A 20,519-nucleotide genomic window follows, 5' to 3' on the forward strand; every position below is an offset into this window, starting at 1 on the left:
GGTGAGTCAGTCTCCCAGACGCCGGTCGCGGGCCGACGCCATGCGTGACGGCAAGCCCCAGAGCTGGACGAAGCCCTTGGCCAGACTCTGGTCGAAGGTGTCGCCGGTGTCGTAGGTGGCCAGCCCGAAGTCGTACAGGCTGGCCTCGGAACGCCGGCCGGTGACGGTGGCCCGCCCGCCGTGCAGGACCAGCCGTACCTCGCCCGAGACGTGCTGCTGGGTTTCCTCGATGAAGGCGTCCAGCGCCTTCTTGAGCGGCGAGAACCAGAGGCCGTCGTAGACGAGCTCGCCCCACCGCTGGTCGACCGTGCGCTTGAACCGGGCCACGTCGCGTTCGACGGTGACGTTCTCCAGCTCCTGGTGGGCGGTGATCAGAGCGATCGCGCCCGGGGCCTCGTACACCTCCCGGCTCTTGATGCCGACGAGGCGGTCCTCGACCATGTCGAGGCGGCCGACGCCCTGATCGCCGGCGCGCCGGTTGAGCTCGGTGATGGCCTGCAGCGGGGTGACCGTCTCGCCGTCGATCGCCACCGGGACACCGCGGTCGAAGGTGATGGTGACCTCGTCCGGGTCGCGGGCCACCGACGGATCCTGGGTGTAGGAGTAGATGTCCTCGATCGGGGCGTTCCAGATGTCCTCGAGGAAGCCGGTCTCGACCGCGCGGCCCCACAGGTTCTGGTCGATGGAGTACGGCGACTTGTGCGAGACGTCGATCGGCAGGCCCTTCTCCTCGGCCAGCGCGATCGCCTTGTCCCGGGTCCAGGCGAAGTCGCGGGCCGGCGCGATCACCTTGAGATCAGGGGCCAGGGCGCCGATGCCGACCTCGAAGCGGACCTGGTCGTTGCCCTTGCCGGTGCAGCCGTGCGACACGATCGTGCCGCCGTGCCGCTGGGCCGCCTCGACCAGGTGACGCACGATCAGCGGGCGGCTGAGCGCCGAGACCAGCGGGTAGCGGTCCATGTAGAGGGCGTTGGCCCGCACGGCGGGCAGGCAGAAGTCGGCCGCGAACTCCTCGCGGGCGTCGACCACGACGCTCTCGGCGGCGCCGCAGTCGAGGGCGCGCTGCCGGATGACGTCCATGTCCTCGCCGCTCTGGCCGACGTCGAGGGCGACCGCGATGACCTCGCCGCCGGTCTGGTCGGCCAGGTACGGGATGGCCACGGAGGTGTCGAGGCCCCCGGAGTAGGCGAGAACGACCCGCTCAGTCACGGGTACTCCTTTCAAGGTGGTCGCTGTGGTGCCCGGCCCAGTCGGCGAGCTTCTCAGCTAACGCCCGGCCGCCGGTGACGTCGCGGGCCACGACGAAGATCGTGTCGTCGCCGGCGATGGTGCCGACGACATCGGTCAGCCCGGAGCGGTCCAGGGCGCTGGCCAGGAACTGGGCCGCGCCGGGCGGGGTACGCAGGACGGCGATGTTGCCGCTGGCGTCCACGCCGGTGAGCAGCTCCTTGAGCAGCCGCAGGAGCCGGGCCGGCCCCTGCTCGGTGGTCTCGCGCAGCGGCCGCTTGCCGTCCTCGGGGATGAGGTAGGCGCCGCTGACCTTCACCGCGCCCAGCTCCTCGAGGTCGCGGGAGAGGGTGGCCTGGGTGACCTGGACGCCCTCGCCGGCCAGCAGCTCGGCGAGTTCGGTCTGCGACCGGATGGCCTTGTCCCTGATCAGCTCACCGATCCGGGCGTGCCGGCCGGCCCGGGTCACCGGCCCGGTCACTGCGCATTCACCGCCAACAGCCAGGCGAGCAGGGCCTTCTGCGCGTGCAGCCGGTTCTCGGCCTGGTCGAAGACCGCGCTCTGGGCGCCGTCCATGACGTCGTCGGTGATCTCCTCGCCGCGGTGGGCGGGCAGGCAGTGCAGCACGATGGCGCCGGCGCCCGCGGCCGCGAGCAGGTCCTTGTTGACCTGGTAGGGCCAGAACGGGGTGAGCCGGTCGCGGCCGTCGTCCTCCTGCCCCATCGACGTCCAGGTGTCGGTGGCCACCACGTCCACCCCGTCGACCGCCTCGTACGGGTCGCGCAGCACCTCGACCGAGCCGCCGGTCCACGCCGCGACCTCGGCCGCGCGGGCCACCACGGGGGCCGCCGGGTCGAACCCGGGCGGGCCGGCCACCCGGACGTGCATGCCGGCCGTCGCCCCGGCCAGCAGGTAGGAGTGGGCCATGTTGTTGGCGGCGTCACCGACGTACGCCAGCTTCTTGCCCGCCGTCGATCCGAGCCGCTCGCGGATGGTGAGCAGGTCGGCCAGCAGCTGGCAGGGGTGGTAGCCGTCGGTGAGCGCGTTGATCACCGGGACCTTGACCCCGGACGCCAGCTCGGTCAGCCGCTCGTCGCCGGTGGTGCGGAAGACCATGGCGGCCACGTAACGCTCGACCACCCGGCCGGCGTCGGCCAGCGACTCGCCCCGGCCGAAGTGGGTGGCCTGGGTGTCCACGATGACCGGCTGGCCGCCGAGCTCGGCGATGCCGGCCTCGAACGACAGCCGGGTACGCAGGCTGACCTTGTCGAAGAAGACGGCCACCGAGCGCGGGCCGGTGAGCGGCTTGTAGGCGAACCGGTCGGCCTTCATGGTGGCGGCCAGGTCCAGAACCTCGCTCTGCTCCTGCGGGGTGAGGTCGTCGTCTTTCAAAAAGTGCCGGGTCATGAAAGTTCCTCGAAAGCGGCGATGAGGGCGTCGGCCTGCTCGGTGCTGATGATCAGCGGCGGGGCGAGCCGGATGACGCCGGGGGCGGGGGCGTTGACCAGGAAACCGGCCTCTTTGAGGTCGGCCGCGAGCCGGGCCGCGATCGGCTCCTTGAGCACGACGCCGAGCAGCAGGCCGGCGCCGCGGACGTGGTCGACGAGCGGATGGCCTTCGAGACCGCGCCGGAGCTGCTCACCGACCCGCTTGACGTGGTCGAGCAGACCTTCGGAGGCGATCGTACGGATCACCGCGAGCCCGGCCGCGCAGGAGATGGGGTTGCCGCCGAACGTGGTGCCGTGCGACCCGGGGGTGAACAGGCCGGCCGCCGCGCCGAAGGCGATGCAGGCGCCCAGCGGCAGGCCGCCGCCGAGCCCCTTGGCCAGGGTGATGATGTCGGGTTCGACGCCCTCGCTCTGGTGGTGGAACCAGTGGCCGGTACGCCCGACGCCGGTCTGCACCTCGTCGAGCACGAGCAGCGCGCCCGTTTTATCGCAGATGGCCCGGGCGCCCGCGAGGTATCCCGCGGGCGGGACCACCACGCCGTTCTCACCCTGGATCGGCTCCAGGATGACCATGGCGGTCTCGCTGGTGACGGCCTGCTCCAGCGCGGCCAGGTCACCGAACTGAACGTGCTCAACGTCGCCCGGCAACGGCCGGAAGGGGTCCGCTTTGGTGGGCTGACCGGTCAACGCCAAGGCGCCCATGGTCCTGCCGTGAAATGCCCCATTTGTCGCCACGACGCGGGTCCGGCCCGTCAGCCTCGAAAGCTTGAAGGCAGCCTCATTGGCCTCGGCGCCTGAGTTGGTGAAAAGCACCCGCCCGGAGCGGCCCGCGAGCGCAAGCAGCAGCTCGGCCAAGGCCACCGGCGGCTCCGCCACGTAGAAGTTAGAAATGTGCCCGAGCTGCTGCACCTGATGGGTAACAGCCTCGACCACGGCCGGGTGGGCATGTCCGAGCGCGTTGACGGCGATCCCGCCGAGGAAGTCGACGTACTGCTTGCCGTCCTCGGCGGTCAGCACCGCGCCCTCGCCTCGGACGAACGCCGCCTGCGGTGCCCCGTAGTTGTTCATGCCGGCTTGCGACCAGCGATCAATCAAGGAGGTCATGCTTCAGTCCTTTTAAGGGCGGTGGCGGGGCGGTCGGATGGGGGCACCACCATTGTTCCGATTCCTTCCGAGGTGAAAACTTCCAGCAGCGTCGAGTGCTCGACCCGGCCGTCGACGACATGGGCCGCGGGCACCCCGCCGCGTACCGCCCGCAGGCAGGCCTCCATCTTGGGAACCATGCCCGCCTCCAGCGACGGCAGCAGCTTCTCGAGCGCGTCGGCGTCGATCCGCGAGGTCAGCGACGACGTGTCCGGCCAGTTCGTGTAGAGCCCCGGCACGTCGGTCAGCACGACCAGCTTGCGCGCGCCGAGCGCCTCGGCCAGCGCCGCCGCCGCCGTGTCGGCGTTGACGTTGTGCACCACGCCATCGGCATCCGGCGCCACCGACGCGATGACCGGGATCCGCCCGGCCGCGATCAGGTCGTCCACCGCCGAGGTGTCCACCCGGCCCACGTCGCCCACCTGGCCGATGTCGATCGGCGATCCGTCGACCACGGCAGTGCGCCGGACCGCCGTGAACAGTCGAGCATCCTCACCGGAGAGCCCGACCGCGAACGGCCCATGCTGATTGATCATGCCGACCAGTTCACGCCCGACCTGTCCGACCAGGACCATCCGGACCACGTCCATGGCCTCGGGCGTCGTCACTCGAAGCCCGCCGCGGAACTCGCTCTCGATGCCCATCTTGTCGAGCATCCGGCTGATCTGCGGCCCGCCGCCGTGCACGACAACCGGCTTTATCCCGGCATAGCGCAGGAACACCATGTCCGCGGCAAACGCCGCCTGCAACGCAGGGTTGATCATCGCGTTGCCGCCGTACTTGATCACTACGGTGGCCCCGTGGAAGCGCTCCAGCCAGGGCAGCGCCTCGATCAGCACCCCGGCCTTCTCGATCGGCGTCACGACGAATACGCCGAGTTCTCGTGCACGTAGGCGTGCGACAGATCGGTCGTCCAGATCGTCGCCTCCATCTCACCCTCGCGCAGGTTGACCGTGATCTTCACGTCGCGGCCGGTCAGGTCGACCTTGGAGCGGTCCTCGGCCGCCGCGCCGCCCTTGCAGATCCACACGTCGTTGATCGCCACGTCCACCCGGTCCGGCTCGAAGCGGGCCTGGGTGGTGCCGACCGCGGCCAGGATCCGCCCCCAGTTCGGGTCGTTGCCGAACAGCGCCGTCTTGACCAGGTTGTTGCGGCAGACCGTGCGGCCCACCTCGACGGCGTCGGCCTCGCTGGCCGCGCCCTTGACCTCGATCGCGATGTGCTTGGTGGCGCCCTCGGCGTCGGCGATCAGCTGCTGGGCCAGGTCGTGGCAGACCTCGGTCACCGCGGCGGTCAGCTCCTCCGGCGTGGGCTGCCGGTCGGAGGCGCCGCTGGCCAGCAGCAGCACGGTGTCGTTGGTGGACATGCAGCCGTCGGCGTCGATCCGGTCGAACGTCACGCGGGTCGCCTCGCGCAAGGCGGCGTCGAGCACCTCGTTGTTGGCCGAGGCGTCGGTCGTGATCACCACGAGCATGGTGGCCAGGGCCGGGGCCAGCATGCCGGCGCCCTTGGCGATGCCGCCGACCGACCAGCCGTCCCGCTGGACCACCGCGTTCTTGGCGACCGTGTCGGTCGTCATGATCGCCTCGGCCGCGGCCGGGCCACCGTCGGGCTTGAGCGCTTTGGCCGCCGCGGTGACGCCGGGCAGCAGCTTGTCCATGGGCAGGCGCTCGCCGATCAGGCCGGTCGAGCAGACCGCCACGTCGCCGGCCCCGATCAGCTGCGGCCGGGGGCCGCCGCGAAGCACGGTCGCGGTGTGCTCGGCGGTGACGTGCGTGTCCTGGAAGCCCTGCGGGCCGGTGCAGGCGTTGGCGCCACCCGAGTTGAGCACGACCGCGCGCACGATGCCGCCCTTGAGCACCTGCTGGCTCCAGAGCACGGGCGCCGCCTTGACCCGGTTGCCGGTGAAGACCCCGGCCGCGGTGAAGTCGGGCCCGTCGTTGACCACGAGGGCCACATCGGAGTTGCCGTTGGCTTTCAGCCCGGCGGCGACGCCGCCGGCCCGGAAGCCCTTCGGGTGGGTGACGGTCACGGTGCGACTCCGAACACGGACAGGCCCATGGTCTCGGGCAGATCGAACATGAGGTTGGCGCACTGGACGGCCTGGCCCGCGGCGCCCTTGCCGAGGTTGTCCAGGGCGCTGACGACGACGATCCGGCCCGAGTCGACATCGACGGTGGCCTGGAGATGACACGAGTTGGAGCCGGAGGTGGCCGCCGTGTGTGGCCACTGCCCTGCGGGCAGCACATGCACAAAAGGCTCATTGCCGTACGCCGCGGCGAGCACCTCACGGGGGTCGTCCTCGGTGAGCGCACGCGCCGTGACCGTGGCCAGAATGCCGCGCGGCATCGGCGCCAGCACCGGCGTCATCGACAGTGACGTCGCCCCGGTGGCCTGCTTGATCTCCGGCACGTGCTGGTGCGCACCCACCTTGTACGGCGACAGGTCACCCATGATCTCGCTGGCCAGCAGATTCACCTTGGCCGAGCGTCCCGCGCCCGAGGTGCCCGAGCTGGCCACCACGACCACGTCGGCCGGGTCGGCCACCCCGGCCGCGATGAGCGGAGCCAGCGCGAGCGTGATGGTGGCCGCATAACACCCCGTGTTGGCGACCCGGGTGGACGCCTTGATCGCGTCACGATGACCGGGCAACTCGGGCAACCCGTACGTCCAGGTGCCGGCGTGCCGGCCGCCGTAATACTTCTCCCAGGGCGCCGCGTCCTTGAGCCGGAAGTCGGCCCCGAGGTCCACGATCTTCACCGTCTCCGGCAGCTGGGCCGCCAGGGCCGCCGACTGCCCGTGCGGCAAAGCCAGAAACACCAGGTCAGCGCCGCTCAGGCCGGCCGCGTCGGTTGCGCTGAGCGTCAGGTCCAGACCCACGAGCTGAGGATGTACGGCGGTGACGTGCGTACCCGCCTGTGTATGGGCGGTGGCCGTCACCACATCGAACTCGGGGTGCCCGGCCAGCAGGCGCAGCACCTCCCCACCCGCGTACCCACTCGCTCCCGCTACCGCGACCCGGATCCCCATGCCAACCTCCGTATGAATATGCAGAAGACCGTATCAACGCTCACGAGCGACGAGCAACACCATTTACCCTGCGAGTGAGTGAAACCACCGGGCCGGTGGTAAGACTGGCGCCATGGCAGACCAGACGATCATCGCTATCCGGGAGACCGCCGCCGCGTACTCGGAGGCCGTCCGCAACACGCAGCGCTTCTTCGACAAGCTGGAGGACACCGAGGACCCGAGCGCCCTGGCCGAGTACGCCACCCTCGTGCAGCGCGAGAAGGAGGCCGTGGAGGCCCGCCTGGACGCCATCGAGGCGGCCGGCCTGGAGGTGCCCAGCATCGACGAGAGCGACCCTGACAACTAAGCGGTTGTCGGGATAGGTTTCCTTCCGATTAAGGGCGGCGGTGGGGTGGTTGGATGGGGGAAGAAAAGTTTCGGAACCGTTCCGGGCTGCCGGAACCGGTTCCGAGCTGTCAGACTCCGAGTCGTTCACTGTTTCGTTGACCGTGCCACCGCGGTCGAGAGCGACCGGAGGCGCGCGTGCCCGACGTCCCCCCGTACCGGGATCCGTCCCTGTCCGTCGACCAGCGGGTCGACGACCTGCTGAGCCGGATGACCCTGCCCGAGAAGGTCGGGCAGATGCTCCAGCTGGACGCCCGCGGCGACGTGAAGGAGATCGTCAGCGAGCAGCTCGCCGGCTCGATCCTGCACACCTCGCCGGCCAAGATGCTCGAGGCGATCGACCTGGTGGCCAAGACCCGGCTGCAGATCCCGCTGCTGACGGCCGAGGACTGCATCCACGGCCACTCGTTCTGGCCGGGCGCCACCATCTTCCCGACCCAGCTCGGCATGGCCGGCAGCTGGGATCCGGAGCTGCTGGAACGGGTGGCCCGGGTGACCGCGGTCGAAGTCTCGGCCACCGGCATCCACTGGACCTTCTCCCCCGTCCTGTGCATCACCCGTGATCTCCGCTGGGGCCGGGTCGACGAAACTTTCGGCGAGGACCCGTTCCTGATCGGCGAGCTCGGCTCGGCGATGATCCGCGGCTACCAGGGCGGCGGCCTGACCGACCCGACGGCGATCCTGGCCACGGCCAAGCACTTCGCCGGTTACTCGGAGACCCAGGGCGGGCGCGACGCCAGCGAGGCCGACCTGAGCCCGCGCAAGCTGCGCTCATGGTTCCTGCCGCCGTTCGAACGGGTCGCCCGCGAGGGCTGCCGGGTCTTCATGCTCGGCTACCAGTCGATGGACGGCGTGCCCATCACCGCCAACAAGTGGCTGCTCAACGACGTCCTCAAGCAGGAGTGGGGCTTCACCGGCACGCTGGTCACCGACTGGGACAACGTCGGCCGGATGGTGTGGGAGCAGCGCGTCTGCGCCGACTACGCCGAGGCGGCCGCGGTCGCCGTCAAGGCCGGCAACGACCTGGTCATGGTCACCCCGGGCTTCTTCGAGGGCGCCCAGGAGGCGGTCGAGCGCGGCCTGCTGGCCGAGGAGGAGATCGACGAGGCCGTACGCCGCATCCTGCGCCTGAAGTTCGAGCTCGGCCTGTTCGAGGACCCGCGGGCGCCGAGCCCGGAACGGCAGAAGCTGGTGATCGGCGCGGCCGGGCACAGCGAGCTCAACCTCGAGGTGGCCCGCCGCTCGCTGATCCTGCTGCGCAACGACGGCACGCTGCCGATCGACCCGGCCGGCAAGTTCAAGCGCATCGCGGTCATCGGCCCCAACGCCGACTCGCCGTCGGCCCAGCTCGGCGACTGGGCCGGCGACTCCGGCCAGATCGACTGGCTGCCCGACGGCCAGCCCCGCGAACTGATCGAGACCGTGCTCGACGGCTTCCGCGCGGTCGCCCCGGCCAACTGGGACATCGACTACGCCAAGGGCGCCGAGATCGAGCGTCTCGTGCCCGACCCGGAGGGCGAGACCTACCCCGACGGCCAGCCCCGGCCGCCGATCTCGCAGGCCGCCCCGGTCGACCGGCACCTCATCGACGTGGCCCGGGACAAGGCGATCCGGGCCGACTACGCGGTCGTGGTGGTCGGCGACACGGTCAACCTGACCGGCGAGCACAAGTCGACGGCCACGCTCGAACTGCAGGGCGGCCAGATCGCGCTGCTCGACGCGATCGCCGCCACCAAGACCCCGATGATCGTCGTGCTGGTCCAGTCCAAGCCGTCGGTGCTGCCCGAGTCGGCCCTCGGCGCGGCCGCGATCATCCAGGCCTTCAACCCGGGCATGCGCGGCGGCCGGGCCATCGCCGAGCTGGTGCTGGGCCACATCGAGCCGACCGGCCGGCTGCCGCTGTCGGTGGCCCGGCACGTCGGCCAGCAGCCGGTCTACTACAACACCATCCGCGGCCAGCACGGCGACCGTTACGCCGACCTGACCCAGGATCCGCTGTTCGCCTTTGGCGAGGGCTTGAGCTACACCACCGTGCGGTACGAGGACCTGACCGTCACCACGCCGTCGGTCAGCCCCGACGGCGTCGTGCGGGCCACGGTGACCCTGACCAACACGGGCGCCCGGCCGGCCGTGGAGACCGTGCAGGCGTACATCAGCGACCTCGTCACCAGCGTCACCTGGGCCGGGCGCGAGCTGAAGGCGTACCGCCAGGTCTCGATCCCGCCCGGCGAAAGCCGGACGGTCGACCTGGAGCTCCCGGCCGGCGCCTGCTCGCTGGTCACCGCGGACGGGCGGCGCGTCGTCGAACCGGGCGACTTCGAGCTGCTGGTCGGCCCGAGCTCGCGCGAACGCGACCTGCTGCGGGCCGGCTTCACGATCAGCTGACGAGGTGGGCCGCGGCCAAGGGCTTCAACCCGAAGCCCAGCTTGTTGTAGGTGGCCAGGGCGGCGCTGTTCCAGTAATCCACGAACAGCGCCACCCGGTCGTGGCCCTCCAGCAGCTCCCTGGTCACAAAGGCGCAGAGGGCAGCGGCCAGTCCCCGCCCCCGGGCCTCCGGCGCCGTCGTCACGCCGGCCAGGAAGCCGATCCGGTCACTGGACCAGGCGTCGGCGGCCACAGCGAGCAGGGTGCCGTCCTCACCCCGTACACCCGCCCAGCGCTGGACGCCGGAACCGCCCGGACGGGCGTACGTCTCCGGGAAAGCCCGATCGAGCAGCGCCGTGACCTCAGGCAGTTCGCCCGCCCCCAGCCAGCGCGGATCTTGACCCTGGTCCATGGCCGGCGGCCTCGCCGTGTCCATCCAGCCGCTCGCTTCCGGCGGCCTCGCCGTGTCCATCCAGCCGAAGCGGCCGGCCACCTCGATGGTCGGCAGGCGTTCGGCGACGGCGGTGAGCAGCGGCTCGGCCCCGAGCGGGCGGAACGACGGCCCGACCAGCGGCAGAACGTCGCGCAGGAGGGCGGCCACGGCGCCCGGATCGCCGTGCACGGGCATCCGGTCCCGGCGCGACAGATCCGGGCAGGCCACCGCGACCGCGCCGGGACGGGCGAACACCCGCGCCTCCGGCCGGTCGGCGGCCCAGATCATCAGCGGGTCGTGTCCGGTCGCGGCGGCGAGATCGTCAAGCGTGAGCACCCCGCCATGCTGCCTTGACCCGGCCTGGCAAAGTCGGCGACGTGCTGATCCTCACCCGCCGTCGGCTGCGCCGCGGCCTCCTCGCCGGCGTCGTCCTGACCCTCCTGGCCGCCGCGGTGCTGCTCAGCGGCGAGCTGTGGGTCCGGGGTCAGGCCCGCGGCCACGTCTTCAGCGAGGCCGACGTCCCGGCCGCCCCGGTCGCGATCGTCCTCGGCGCCGAGGTCTACGCCGACGGCTCCCCCTCGCCGTTCCTGGCCGCCCGCCTCGACATCGCCCGGCGCCTCTACGAGACCGGCAAGGTCAAGGCCATCCTGGTCTCCGGCGACCACAGCCGCTGGGAGTACGACGAGCCCGGCTCGATGAAGGTCTACCTGATCGCCCACGGCGTCCCGGCGTCGCAGATCGCCCTGGACTACGCCGGCTTCGACACCTACGACTCGTGCGTGCGGGCCAAGCGCATCTTCGGCGTCACCTCGGCCACCATCGTCACCCAGACCTACCACCTGGACCGTGCCGTGGCTCTCTGCCGCACCGAGGGCATCACCACCAACGGCGTAGGCGACGACACCGTGAAGATCTACAAGGCCCCTTGGCGCAACTCGGTGATCCGCGAACGCGGCGCCATCGTCAAGGCCCTGGCCGACACCCTCACCCACCGCGACCCGGTCTTCCTGGGCCGCCACGAGACCACGGTCGAAGAGGCCCTGGCCCGTTAGCCCGTTTCTCCGCAACTCGCTCAACAACCGGTCAGCGTGCTTCTGGCCAGCCTAAGCCCGTCGCCAGGGAGCCCGCCATGGCCCGCGTCCACCTCTTCCACGCTGAGAACGCCTGGCGCCGCAGCAGCCACTGCACCACCCACTCGATGCCACCGAGTGGCAGAACTTCGTCGACGACGTGAAGACCGGCAACCTGCGCCTCGCCCCCTGACAATTCCGGCCGGACCACCGGGAGGTCGTACAGGGGCGCCCTCGACCGGTGCCGCCGTCTCCGTCCGGCATGGCCTGCGCGATCATGTAGTCTCCCCGCGCAAGCAGCGATGCGGCGGCAAATCAATTCCACCAACCTGTCCCACGTCTGAGGAAACAGCCGCTAAGGTGCTTGCCGAACCCTCATTCCCATCCTGCGCGGAGCGTTTGATGACCGGCGAATTGTGCCTCAGCCGCTGAGGTAGATCATTTGTGTCCACGGTCCCCTATTCCCATCGAATGATCGACTTGCCGCCCTGGGCGAATATGAGGGCATGGCCGGTTTTCGGGTAAGTACTGGACGTTCGAATCTTGGGCGTGCCATGGCGGTGACGGTCATGGTCTGCCTGGTGGTGGCGATCATGTCCTCACCGTGGCTGGTGAGCCTGGTGACGCGGGAGCCGATCGACTGGCGAGCGCTGGCCGATGTCGGCCAGGCGTACGGCGGCATCTCGGCGATTCTGTCGGCGCTGGCGCTCTGCGGCATCGCGGCGTCGCTGGTGCTGCAGTGGCGCCAAGCTCGCCTGGCCGACGCCGCGACGAGACGGGCGCAGCAGATCGAGCTGGTCAAGGTCTCGCTCAGCGATCCGGATCTCGCCTTCCCGGCCATGCCGGGCGTGCCCAGAAACGAGATGCGGCGTTGGATGGTCTTGAATCTGTGGGTGTCGCACTGGGTCATGCTTTTCCGTGAACTGGCCACCCAGGCCTACCGCGACGCCGTCAACGCAAACTCGGTCCAGGAATCCATCCCTGATGTTCCCCCCACCCCAGACGCCCGCTGAATCAGGCGCTTTGCGGTTGGTCAGGGCAGCCTTCCCGCTGAGGCCACGGCCACCGCTGCGAACACGGTCGAGAACGGGTCGAACGACTCTATCCTCCGCGAGGGCGGGCCCGATGCGACAACCCGGAAGTACTCGTCGTTGACCATCGCCTGAGACCGTCAAGCGCCCACCTCTACGGTTCCAGAGGCCATGCCTGTGCCAGTAGAGCCGTGGTATCTCACTCTCGAAGAAGTTCGTCAGATACTTGCGAACCGTTAAATTCGGCGTAAGCATCTCGCCGCATACCCTTGAGCTGTGCGTACTGCATCGTGACCTAAGCGATGACGACGAACAACGCAACGCACGAGACGATCTTCCACACAATTATCCGCAGTGCCGCTATTTGAAATCCTCGGTCCGTTCCCCCGTCGCCATTATGCCCGAGGGCGCAAGACCTTCCTGCACTCATTCGTGTTCTGACCCGCTCAGACAATCTTGCAATATGGCCGTTAGCGACCGAGCAGTCGGCAACATCGCCAAAATGACATCGCAGCGAGCGGTCATGCTAAGCGGCGAACTCCCCCGGGATCGGGCCCAAGGCGCCCGCCAGCTCGTTCCGGGAGGTCACGCCCAGCTTGGGGTAGATGTGGTACAGATGGGCGCCGATGGTCCGGTGGGAAACATACAACCGCTGGGCGATCTCGCGATTGGTCAGGCCCCGGGCGGCCAGGGCGGCGATGTGCAGCTCCTGCGGGGTGAGCAGGTCGGCGGCGTCGGAGGTGGGGGTTTCGACGCGTTCGCCGGCGGCGCGGAGGTGGGTGCGGGCGTTGTCGGCCCAGGGGGCCAGGCCGAGCGCCTCGTAGGTGTGCTGGGCGCTGCGCAGGTAGGAGCGGCTCTCGACGGCGCGGCGGCGCAGGCGCATGGAGCGGCCGAAGGCGAGCTCGAGGTGGGCCCGGCCCAGCACGGTGAGCTGCGGGTCGGCCAGCGCGTGGCGGAACGACGTGTCGTCGTCGGCCAGCACCGCCCGGGCGTAGTCGAGGCCGGTACGCAGGATCGGCGACCCCGTTCGTACGGCCACGGGGGTCATCTCGTCGATCAGCGCGGCCAGGTCGTCGCGGCGGCCGGCCAGGATCGCCGCCTCGGCCAAGGGCTGCACGAGGAGCAGGCGGAAGGCGTGGTGGTAGCTGCTGGCGCCCGGGGTGAAGACGGTGACCAGTTCCTCGTACGCCTCGTCGGGCCGGTTCTGCCCGAGCGCGGTGAACGCGCGGCACATCCGGACCAGGGCCAGCACGGGGACCGCGCCGAACGGCACCAGGACCTGCTCGGCCTGCGCGGCCAGCTGTTCGGCCGTGGTGGCGTCGCCGCGCAGGCCCGCGGCCGCCGCACCCATGGCCCGGGCGGTCGGGTCGTAGAGCGGCATCCCGGCCTCCGGGACCAGGGCGGTGATCTCGTCGGCCAGCACGGCGGCCTGGCGGACGTCGCCTTCCAGCAGCAGTTGCAGGCAGAGGCTGCTCAGGGCGTTGACGAAGTCCACCACGGACGATCCCTGGCGCATGCCGGCGACGGCCCGGGTGAGCAGCCGCCCGGCCGTCGCCATGTCGCCGCAGACCTGCGCGGCCAGGCCGAGTTCCCAGAGCTCGACCGGCTGCAGGGCGGACGAGACGGGGGTGCGGCGCAGCTGTTCGAGCACCGAGGCGGCCCGGTCGACCGGCGCGAGCATGCATTCGCTGAGGATCCGGGCGGACGAGGCCGGGCCGTCGGGTAGCCGGTCGAGGATCTCGAGCATGGCCCCGCGCAGCGGGTCGCCCTCGCCGATGCCCCAGTACAGCCGCATGGTGAGCACGCGCAGGGCGAGCACGACCTGGTCGGCGTCGGTGCCCGGCGGGAGCAGGCCCGCCTCGTCGGCGAAGTGGGTCAGCAGCAGGCTGCCCGACCAGCGGCGGTCGACCAGCACCTCCTCGTGCAGGGCGATGGCGAGCCGGGTCGGCAGGTCCAGCGGGGCCGGGTCGATCACCCCGCACAGCCGTACGACCTCGCGGTGGTCACCCATGTCGAACGCCGCGAACAAAGCGGCGGCCAGGCGTCGCTGCCGGGCCGCGTGCTCGGGGGTCAGCTCGGCCGCGCGCCGGTACATCCGGTAGGCCGCGGCCGGGTTGGCCGCCGCGTAGACGAGCTTGCCGGCCGCCTCCAGCTCGGCCGCCAGGTCCTCGTCGGGCCGGTCGGCGGCGGCCGCGCGGTGCCAGGCCCGACGGTACGGGTCGTCGCCGTTGACCTCGGCCAGCGCGCGGTGGCAGGCCCGCCGCACCGGTTCGCTCACGCCGTGCCGCATCGCCGAGCGCATCAGCGGATGCCGGAACCGGACGGCACCGAGCCGGGCCGGCGGGTCGATCAGCCGGCCGGCCACCGCCGGCTCGAGGTCGTCGGAGCCGAACGGCCCACCGATGACCAGGCCGGTCGCCGCGACCACCTCGTCCACCGCGCCTTCACCGAGCGCAGCCACGGTCAGCGCGACCCGGACGTTCTCCGGCAGGCCGGCCGCCCGGTCGGCGAACGCCTTCTCCAGCCGTTCGGTCAGCGCCAGCGATCCGTGGGCGAGCGCCTCCGGCGAGCGGGCGGCGACGGCGAACTCGGCCAGGGCGAGCGGGTTGCCCTCGGCCTCGGCCAGCACCCGGCGGCGGGTCACCGGCGGCAGGTCCGGGGCGTGCCGGCGGACGATCAGGTCGGCCGCGTCGTCGGCCAGCGGGCCCAGCGCGAGCTCGGGCAGACCGCCGCCCGCGGCCGGCGCGGACTCGTCGTCCCGGTACGCGCCGAGCAGCGCCACCCGGTCGGCGCCGAGCCGGCGCCCGAGGAAGGCCAGCACGCTCGCGCTGGCCGTGTCGGCCCAGTGCAGGTCGTCCGCGATGATCAGCACCGGCTGCTGCTCGGCCAGCGTCGTGATCCGGTCGAGCAGCTCCCGTCCCACGACGAAGGGGCTCTCCTCGGCCACCGGGCCGACCATCTGCGTCACGAGGGCGAACGACAGGACGTACTCCTCCTGGGCCGCCGCCCCGCGAAGCACCAGGAAGCCGTCGGCCTGCGCGGCCCGATCCAGCACGGCGGTCTTGCCGATGCCGGCCGGCCCGTGCAGCACCAGCGCCCCGCCCGACCCGGCCGCGGCGCCGTCCAGCAGCGCCCGCACGGCGGCGACCACGTCGTCCCGTCCGACCAGCGTGTCCCCCACCCGCCGGACTGTAGTGCAAACAGCGATCAGACGATCTCGACCGGCGTTCCCGATCCCGGCCGGTGGAAGATGTCGGCGGCGCTGCCCCCGCGGTGCAGAAGCTCGTAGAACGGCCGCCCCCAGCCGGAGCTGCCGGGCGCGAAGGACATCTCGCCGGCGGGCACGGCGAAAACCCCGTCGCTGACGACGGCCTGGGCGGTCACGTCACCGATCCGCAGCCGTACGGAGGTGCCGACGGGCGCCGGAGCCTCGACGTACGACGTCTTCAGGTTGCCGTAGCCGTCGGTGTAGACCACGGCGTTCGCCGGCGGCGGCGGAACCGGCAACTCGTCACCGAGCACGTCCTCGCCGCGGGCCAGGGCGGCCACGGCCCCGGGAAAGACGTCCCGGGAACGGAACTGCGACCCGGCGTCGGGCACCGCCACGGCCCGTACGGCCACGCCCTCCGCCGCCAGGAAGGAGAGCGACGCCCCCGAGGCCACCCCGACCACCAGCACCCCCGAGTCGAGCCGGGCCGCGGCCAGCGGCTCCCCCGCGTTGTCGGCCCGCGCCTCGTCCTCGTCCGCCCGCGGCGCCACGTTGGCGTAGACGATCCGGTCGGCCGGCCCGTCCCCGAACGCCAGCTGGGCCACGCAGAACCCGGCGCTCACGGTGTCGAACGCCGGTACCGGCACCGCGCTCACCTCGGCCTCCGGCAGCAGCCGGGCGAACCGCTGCCGCACCTCCGCGAACGCCAGATCCCCGAGCCCGTAATCAGCCACCACCGTGATCAGCATGTTCGCAGCGTAACGGCCCGAGCCGATGGCGTGACCGCGGTCGACCGTGATCCGGCCGCCGTCATTCCCCGACCGTGCCGTCCAGCAGCTCGCGCACCGCGTCCGCGTGCCCCGCGTGGCGGGCCGTCTCATTGATCAGGTGCAGCAACACGAAGCGCAGGTCGTATTCGCCGTCCGGCGACCGTGCCGCGAGGTCGCCCAGGGCACGCACCGCGTCGCCGGTCGCCACAGCCCGTTCCCGGTATGCGGCAACCGCCTCGTCGATGGTGACGCCCGTGGCTTCGTACTCCCCGGGGTCCTTGAAGGTCGAGCCGCCGAGCAGGACGCCGTCGATCCAGCGCCGCTCGACGCCGGTCAGGTGGTTGACCAGACCGGCCAACGGGAGCAATTTGCCGTCCGGCCGCCAGTGGGCCTGCTCGTCGGTGACCCCGAGGGCCTTGCGCAGCACCGCGCCGCGCAGGAAGTCGAGCCAGCGCAGCTGAAGCTCGATCTCGCCGGTAGGAAAGGGAGGTGAAGGGAACGTCACGTCCTCCAGGGCCGTCATTCGTGACAGGGTAGGGCCATGGCGGATGGATCACTGCGCAAGCTGGGTTTTCTGACGATCGGGCTCTTCGACGGGGCCGACCCGCGGCCGGGGCACGAGACCACCCTGGAGATCATCAAGCGGGGTGAGGACCTCGGGTTCGACAGCGCCTGGGTGCGGCACCGCCACCTGCAGTACGGGATCTCGTCGCCGGTCGCCGTGCTGGCCGCGGCCTCGCAGCGTACGTCCCGGATCGAGCTCGGCACCGCCGTCATCCCGCTCGGCTGGGAGAACCCGCTGCGCCTGGCCGAGGATCTGGCCACCGTCGACATCCTCTCCGGCGGCCGGCTCAACCCGGGCGTCAGCGTCGGCCCGCCGATGAACTACGACAAGGTGAAGCCGGCCCTCTACCCCGACCACGACGAGGACTTCAGCTACGCGCGGGTCGAGCGCCTGCTCGGCTTCGTCGCGGGTGAGCCGGCCACCGACTTCGAGGGCACCCAGGGCTTCGAGGTGTTCTCGCCCCGGGTCGAGCCGCACTCCCCGGGCCTGCGCGACCGCATGTGGTACGGCGGGGCCAGCCTCCGCTCCGCGCAATGGGCCGGCGAGCACCGGATGAACTTCCTGACCAGCAGCGTCGTCAAGGCCGAGGACGGCACGGACTTCGCCGAGATCCAGCTCTCGCACGTGCGCGCCTTCCGCGCGGCCAACCCCACGGGCCGCGTCTCGCAGGGCCTGGTCGTCATTCCCACGGACTCCGCGTCCCAGGAGCAAAAGGCCAAATACCGGGCGTACGTCGACAAGCGCACTCCCCGCACTTTGGAGCCCCAGGGTCCGGCGCGAATGCTGTTCTCGCGCGACTACCTCGGCTCCTCGGCCGAGATCGCCGAGCAGTTGCACGCCCACGCCGCGTACCGCGAGATCGACGAGGTGGCGTTCGCCCTGCCGTTCAGCTTCGAGCACGAGGACTACGTCCAGATCCTCACCGACATCGCCACCAAGCTGGGCCCGGCGCTCGGATGGAGGAGTTAACACCACCTTGAAGACGGGGGTCGGCGGGAGGGTTTTCGGGCCGGCGGAAAAATAGCGTCATCGGCATGACGACGATGACGATGACGGGGGCCGCCGTCGCGCTGGAGGGGATCAGCCGGGTCTACGGGCGCGGTCCCGCCGCGGTCCGGGCCGTCGACGATGTGACCCTCGAATTCCCCCGTGGGGGCTGGACGGCCGTGATGGGCCCGTCCGGCTCCGGCAAGTCCACTCTGCTGCATTGCGCCGCGGGCCTGGAACGGGTCGACAGCGGCCGGGTGCTGATCGGCGACACCGATATCACGACCGCCGGGGACGGGCAGTTGACCTCGCTGCGCCGGACCCGGGTCGGCTTCGTGTTCCAGAGCTTCAACCTGATCGGCTCGCTGACCGCCGAGCAGAACGTGGCCCTGCCGCTGCGCCTGGCCGGTCGCCGGCCCTCGCGGGCGCAGGTGCGGGCCACGCTCGACGCGGTCGGGCTGACCGACCGGGCCCGGCACAAGCCGCGCGAGCTCTCCGGCGGCCAGCAGCAGCGGGTGGCGATCGCCCGGGCCATGGTGACCCGGCCCGAGGTGCTCTTCGCCGACGAGCCGACCGGCGCGCTGGACTCCACCGCGGCCCGGACCGTGCTCGATCTGCTGCGGGCGATGGCCGACGCCGGCCAGAGCATCGTGATGGTCACCCACGACCCCGGGGCCGCGTCGCGGGCCGACGCCGTGGTCTTCCTGCGCGACGGCCGGGTGGTCGACCGGCTGGCCGGCGCGAGCACCCGCGCGGTCGCCGACCGCCTGGCCGCTTGGGAGCGCTGACATGGCCTGGCGGAGTTTGGCCGAGCGCGTGAGCTCAGCCTTTAGTCTGGCTTTGGGTGGCGGGCGGGGCGGTCGGATGGTCTTGGGCGCGCTGCTGTCGGTCACCCTCGGGGTGGCGCTCGTGCAATCGTCGCTGCTGCTGCTCATCACGGCCGCGCTGCTCGACCCGCCGGCCGGTTACAGCGCGGCCCAGCGGATGGAGTTCGCCGACGGCACGGCGGCCGCGGTGTCCATGCTCGGCGTCGTGCTGGGCGGGGCGGTGTTCCTGGCCGGCTTCATCATCAGCTCGACGTTCGCCTTCACCGTCGACCAGCGCCGCCGCGATCTCGCCCTGCTGCGCCTGGTCGGCGCCAGCCGCGGCCAGCTGCGCCGGATGCTGCTCGGCGAGGCCCTGCTGCTCGGTACGTTCGGCGCGCTGCTGGGCATCCCGGCCGGCCTCGCGGTGATGAACTTCCAGGCCTGGCTCATGCGCGAGTTCGACTTCGTGCCGCCGGGCTTCGCCGGCGAGTGGCGGCCGTGGATCCTCGGGGTCTCGTTCGGTACGGGGATCCTGCTCGCCGTGGCTGGTGTCCTGGTCGCCGCCCGCCGCGCGTCCCGGGTCCGCCCCCTGGAAGCCCTGCGCGAGACCGGCGCCGCGGCCCGCGTGATGAGCTGGAGCCGCGCCCTGATCGGCCTGCTCTTCCTCGGCGGCGCCCTCGCCCTGATCATCATCGCCCCGCACGGCGGCCCGGCCGGCGGCATGGCGATGGCCATGAACGTCCCGATCCCGGCCGCGGTGGCCGTGGTCGCCTTCGCCCCGCTGCTGGTCCCGCTGATCGCCCGCCTGGTCCCCGTCACCGGCCCCGGCGGCCTGGCCCGGGCCAACCTGCGCGACGCCCGCCGCCGCTCGGCCTCGGTCGCCGCCCCGATGATCGTGCTGGTCGCCCTGATCGTCGGCAACGTCGGCGCCGGCGCCTCCTTCACCACTTCAGGCGTACGCGAGTTGGCCGCCCAGACCCACGCCGACCTGGTCGTCGAGTCCACCGGCCCCGCCACCCTCACGGGGGATCCCGCCACCCCGGCGCTGCAGCCCGGCACCGCCCCTCGCGGCGCTTCCACAACTCAGCCCGGCGCCGCCCCTGCCGACGCTTCCACGCCTCCGCCCCACGCCGCCTCCACAACCAAGCCCGGAATCGCGTTTCGGGACTCGCCCGGCGTCGCTGCGGTCTCGACCGAGACCGAGCTGCCGGCGGAGATCACCACCGGGTCCGGCGAGGACGAAGAAACCGAGGTGGTCCGCCTCCTGGTGATCGACTCCGCGGCGTACAACCAAGCGCACGGCACCTCCCTGCCCGGCCTGACCGGCCGAGAGGTCGCCGCCGGTCCCGGCGGTGACACCCCCACCAAGGGCATCGTCCGGCTGCGCCTGCCGTCCCGTGATCTCGGCGAGGTGCCGGTGGTGGCCAGCGTGCCGGCCGCCATGAGCGGCGGTGCCAATCTCCTCGTTCCGGCCGGCCTGATCCGCGCGGCCGAGCTGGCCGAAGCCCCCACCCGCTCCTTCGTGACCCTGGCCCCCGGCGCCGACCGGGCCGACACCCAGGCCGCCCTGGCCAAGATCGGGACTGTCTCGACCCTCGACCACTGGCTGCGGGCCGACGCCGAGGCCGCCAACTCCACCAACGAGAAGATCATGCTGATCGTCCTGGGCCTGGGTGGCCTCTACGCCCTGATCGGCGTCGTCAACTCGATAGTCATCGGCGCCGCCACCCGGCGGCGCGAGTTCGCCGAGGCCCGCGTCACGGGCATGACCCGCGCCCAGGTCGTGCGATCGGCGCTCGTGGAGGCGTACGCCGTGACGGTCTCCGCCCTGCTCCTCGGCGGGGTGGCCGCCGGCGCCACCCTCATCGCCGTCCTGACCACCACCAAGTCCGTGACCGGCACCGCCACCCTGGATCTCCCATGGACCCTGATCGCCGCGGTGACCGCACTCACTCTGCTCGTCACCGCAACGACGACGCTGATCACCTCGCTGTCGGCCACCCGCCCGCAGCCGGTGACTCAGCTGAGGGCCGCATAGCCTTCAAGCCCGCCG

At 71.3% G+C, this 20,519-nt stretch carries 18 protein-coding genes; 7 read left to right on the top strand and 11 right to left on the bottom strand.

Features of this window, described 5'->3' with window-relative positions; genetic code table 11:
• Positions 1 to 6: 6 nt before the first annotated feature.
• From AB0J66_RS24945 to argC, 7 genes are read right to left on the bottom strand one after another with little or no spacing between them, the layout of a single operon-like run.
• Positions 7 to 1,209 (bottom strand): argininosuccinate synthase, encoded by a 1,203-nt coding sequence (locus AB0J66_RS24945; RefSeq protein ID WP_364664949.1) that lies wholly within the window; start codon positions 1,207 to 1,209, stop codon positions 7 to 9.
• The gene (locus AB0J66_RS24950) at positions 1,202 to 1,708 is read right to left on the bottom strand and encodes an arginine repressor (RefSeq protein ID WP_364664952.1); all 507 of its coding nucleotides are present in this window, start codon (positions 1,706 to 1,708) and stop codon (positions 1,202 to 1,204) included. The genes AB0J66_RS24945 and AB0J66_RS24950 overlap by 8 nt, the downstream gene beginning before the upstream one ends.
• A complete protein-coding gene (gene argF / locus AB0J66_RS24955) occupies positions 1,705 to 2,634 on the bottom strand; it encodes an ornithine carbamoyltransferase (RefSeq protein WP_364664955.1) in 930 nt (309 codons plus the stop codon). Before argF ends, AB0J66_RS24950 begins: the two co-directional genes overlap by 4 nt.
• Entirely contained in the window at positions 2,631 to 3,779 is a 1,149-nt protein-coding gene (locus AB0J66_RS24960; protein ID WP_364664957.1) for an acetylornithine transaminase, read from the bottom strand. The genes argF and AB0J66_RS24960 overlap by 4 nt, the downstream gene beginning before the upstream one ends.
• Positions 3,776 to 4,681: an acetylglutamate kinase gene (argB, locus tag AB0J66_RS24965; RefSeq protein ID WP_364664960.1), complete on the bottom strand. Its 906-nt coding sequence runs from the start codon at positions 4,679 to 4,681 to the stop codon at positions 3,776 to 3,778. The genes AB0J66_RS24960 and argB overlap by 4 nt, the downstream gene beginning before the upstream one ends.
• Positions 4,678 to 5,850 (bottom strand): bifunctional glutamate N-acetyltransferase/amino-acid acetyltransferase ArgJ, encoded by a 1,173-nt coding sequence (argJ, locus tag AB0J66_RS24970; protein WP_364664963.1) that lies wholly within the window; start codon positions 5,848 to 5,850, stop codon positions 4,678 to 4,680. The genes argB and argJ overlap by 4 nt, the downstream gene beginning before the upstream one ends.
• Entirely contained in the window at positions 5,847 to 6,848 is a 1,002-nt protein-coding gene (gene argC / locus AB0J66_RS24975; protein WP_364664965.1) for an N-acetyl-gamma-glutamyl-phosphate reductase, read from the bottom strand. The genes argJ and argC overlap by 4 nt, the downstream gene beginning before the upstream one ends.
• Before the next feature lie 112 nt (positions 6,849 to 6,960).
• Here argC and AB0J66_RS24980 point away from each other — a divergent pair, with 112 nt between their 5' ends.
• Both AB0J66_RS24980 and AB0J66_RS24985 read left to right on the top strand, forming a co-directional pair.
• Positions 6,961 to 7,194 carry a hypothetical protein gene (locus AB0J66_RS24980; RefSeq protein WP_364664968.1) on the top strand — a complete coding sequence of 78 codons (234 nt, stop codon included), beginning with the start codon at positions 6,961 to 6,963 and terminating at the stop codon, positions 7,192 to 7,194.
• Between the two features lie 176 nt (positions 7,195 to 7,370).
• Positions 7,371 to 9,617: a glycoside hydrolase family 3 N-terminal domain-containing protein gene (locus tag AB0J66_RS24985; protein WP_364664971.1), complete on the top strand. Its 2,247-nt coding sequence runs from the start codon at positions 7,371 to 7,373 to the stop codon at positions 9,615 to 9,617.
• On the opposite strand, the gene AB0J66_RS24990 is transcribed toward AB0J66_RS24985, so the two are convergent.
• Positions 9,610 to 10,365 carry a GNAT family N-acetyltransferase gene (locus AB0J66_RS24990; RefSeq protein ID WP_364664974.1) on the bottom strand — a complete coding sequence of 252 codons (756 nt, stop codon included), beginning with the start codon at positions 10,363 to 10,365 and terminating at the stop codon, positions 9,610 to 9,612. The genes AB0J66_RS24985 and AB0J66_RS24990 overlap by 8 nt on opposite strands.
• 41 nt (positions 10,366 to 10,406) lie before the next feature.
• On the opposite strand from AB0J66_RS24990, the gene AB0J66_RS24995 reads away from it, so the two are divergent.
• Together AB0J66_RS24995 and AB0J66_RS25000 are read left to right on the top strand one after the other, a co-directional pair.
• Positions 10,407 to 11,081, top strand: coding sequence for an ElyC/SanA/YdcF family protein (locus AB0J66_RS24995; RefSeq protein WP_364664977.1), 675 nt, complete (start codon positions 10,407 to 10,409; stop codon positions 11,079 to 11,081).
• A 572-nt stretch (positions 11,082 to 11,653) separates the two neighbouring features.
• Positions 11,654 to 12,112 (top strand): DUF6082 family protein, encoded by a 459-nt coding sequence (locus tag AB0J66_RS25000; RefSeq protein ID WP_364664980.1) that lies wholly within the window; start codon positions 11,654 to 11,656, stop codon positions 12,110 to 12,112.
• Between the two features lie 544 nt (positions 12,113 to 12,656).
• Here AB0J66_RS25000 and AB0J66_RS25005 read toward each other — a convergent pair.
• The 3 genes from AB0J66_RS25005 to AB0J66_RS25015 all read right to left on the bottom strand — a co-directional run bounded on the left by AB0J66_RS25005 (position 12,657) and on the right by AB0J66_RS25015 (position 16,631).
• A complete protein-coding gene (locus tag AB0J66_RS25005; RefSeq protein WP_364664982.1) occupies positions 12,657 to 15,311 on the bottom strand; it encodes a LuxR family transcriptional regulator in 2,655 nt (884 codons plus the stop codon).
• Positions 15,312 to 15,337: 26 nt separating this feature from the next.
• A complete protein-coding gene (locus AB0J66_RS25010) occupies positions 15,338 to 16,087 on the bottom strand; it encodes a hypothetical protein (protein WP_364664985.1) in 750 nt (249 codons plus the stop codon).
• A gap of 61 nt (positions 16,088 to 16,148) precedes the next feature.
• The gene (locus AB0J66_RS25015) at positions 16,149 to 16,631 is read right to left on the bottom strand and encodes a DUF664 domain-containing protein (protein WP_364664988.1); all 483 of its coding nucleotides are present in this window, start codon (positions 16,629 to 16,631) and stop codon (positions 16,149 to 16,151) included.
• Positions 16,632 to 16,649: 18 nt separating this feature from the next.
• Here AB0J66_RS25015 and AB0J66_RS25020 point away from each other — a divergent pair, with 18 nt between their 5' ends.
• The 3 genes from AB0J66_RS25020 to AB0J66_RS25030 all read left to right on the top strand — a co-directional run bounded on the left by AB0J66_RS25020 (position 16,650) and on the right by AB0J66_RS25030 (position 20,504).
• Positions 16,650 to 17,642 (top strand): LLM class flavin-dependent oxidoreductase, encoded by a 993-nt coding sequence (locus AB0J66_RS25020; protein WP_364664991.1) that lies wholly within the window; start codon positions 16,650 to 16,652, stop codon positions 17,640 to 17,642.
• Positions 17,643 to 17,716: 74 nt separating this feature from the next.
• Positions 17,717 to 18,448 carry an ABC transporter ATP-binding protein gene (locus tag AB0J66_RS25025; RefSeq protein WP_364665576.1) on the top strand — a complete coding sequence of 244 codons (732 nt, stop codon included), beginning with the start codon at positions 17,717 to 17,719 and terminating at the stop codon, positions 18,446 to 18,448.
• 76 nt (positions 18,449 to 18,524) lie between these two features.
• A complete protein-coding gene (locus AB0J66_RS25030) occupies positions 18,525 to 20,504 on the top strand; it encodes an FtsX-like permease family protein (RefSeq protein ID WP_364664994.1) in 1,980 nt (659 codons plus the stop codon).
• Positions 20,505 to 20,519: the final 15 nt, after the last annotated feature.

The sequence above is a fragment of the Actinoplanes sp. NPDC049598 genome (assembly GCF_040675435.1).
Lineage (GTDB): Bacteria > Actinomycetota > Actinomycetes > Mycobacteriales > Micromonosporaceae > Actinoplanes.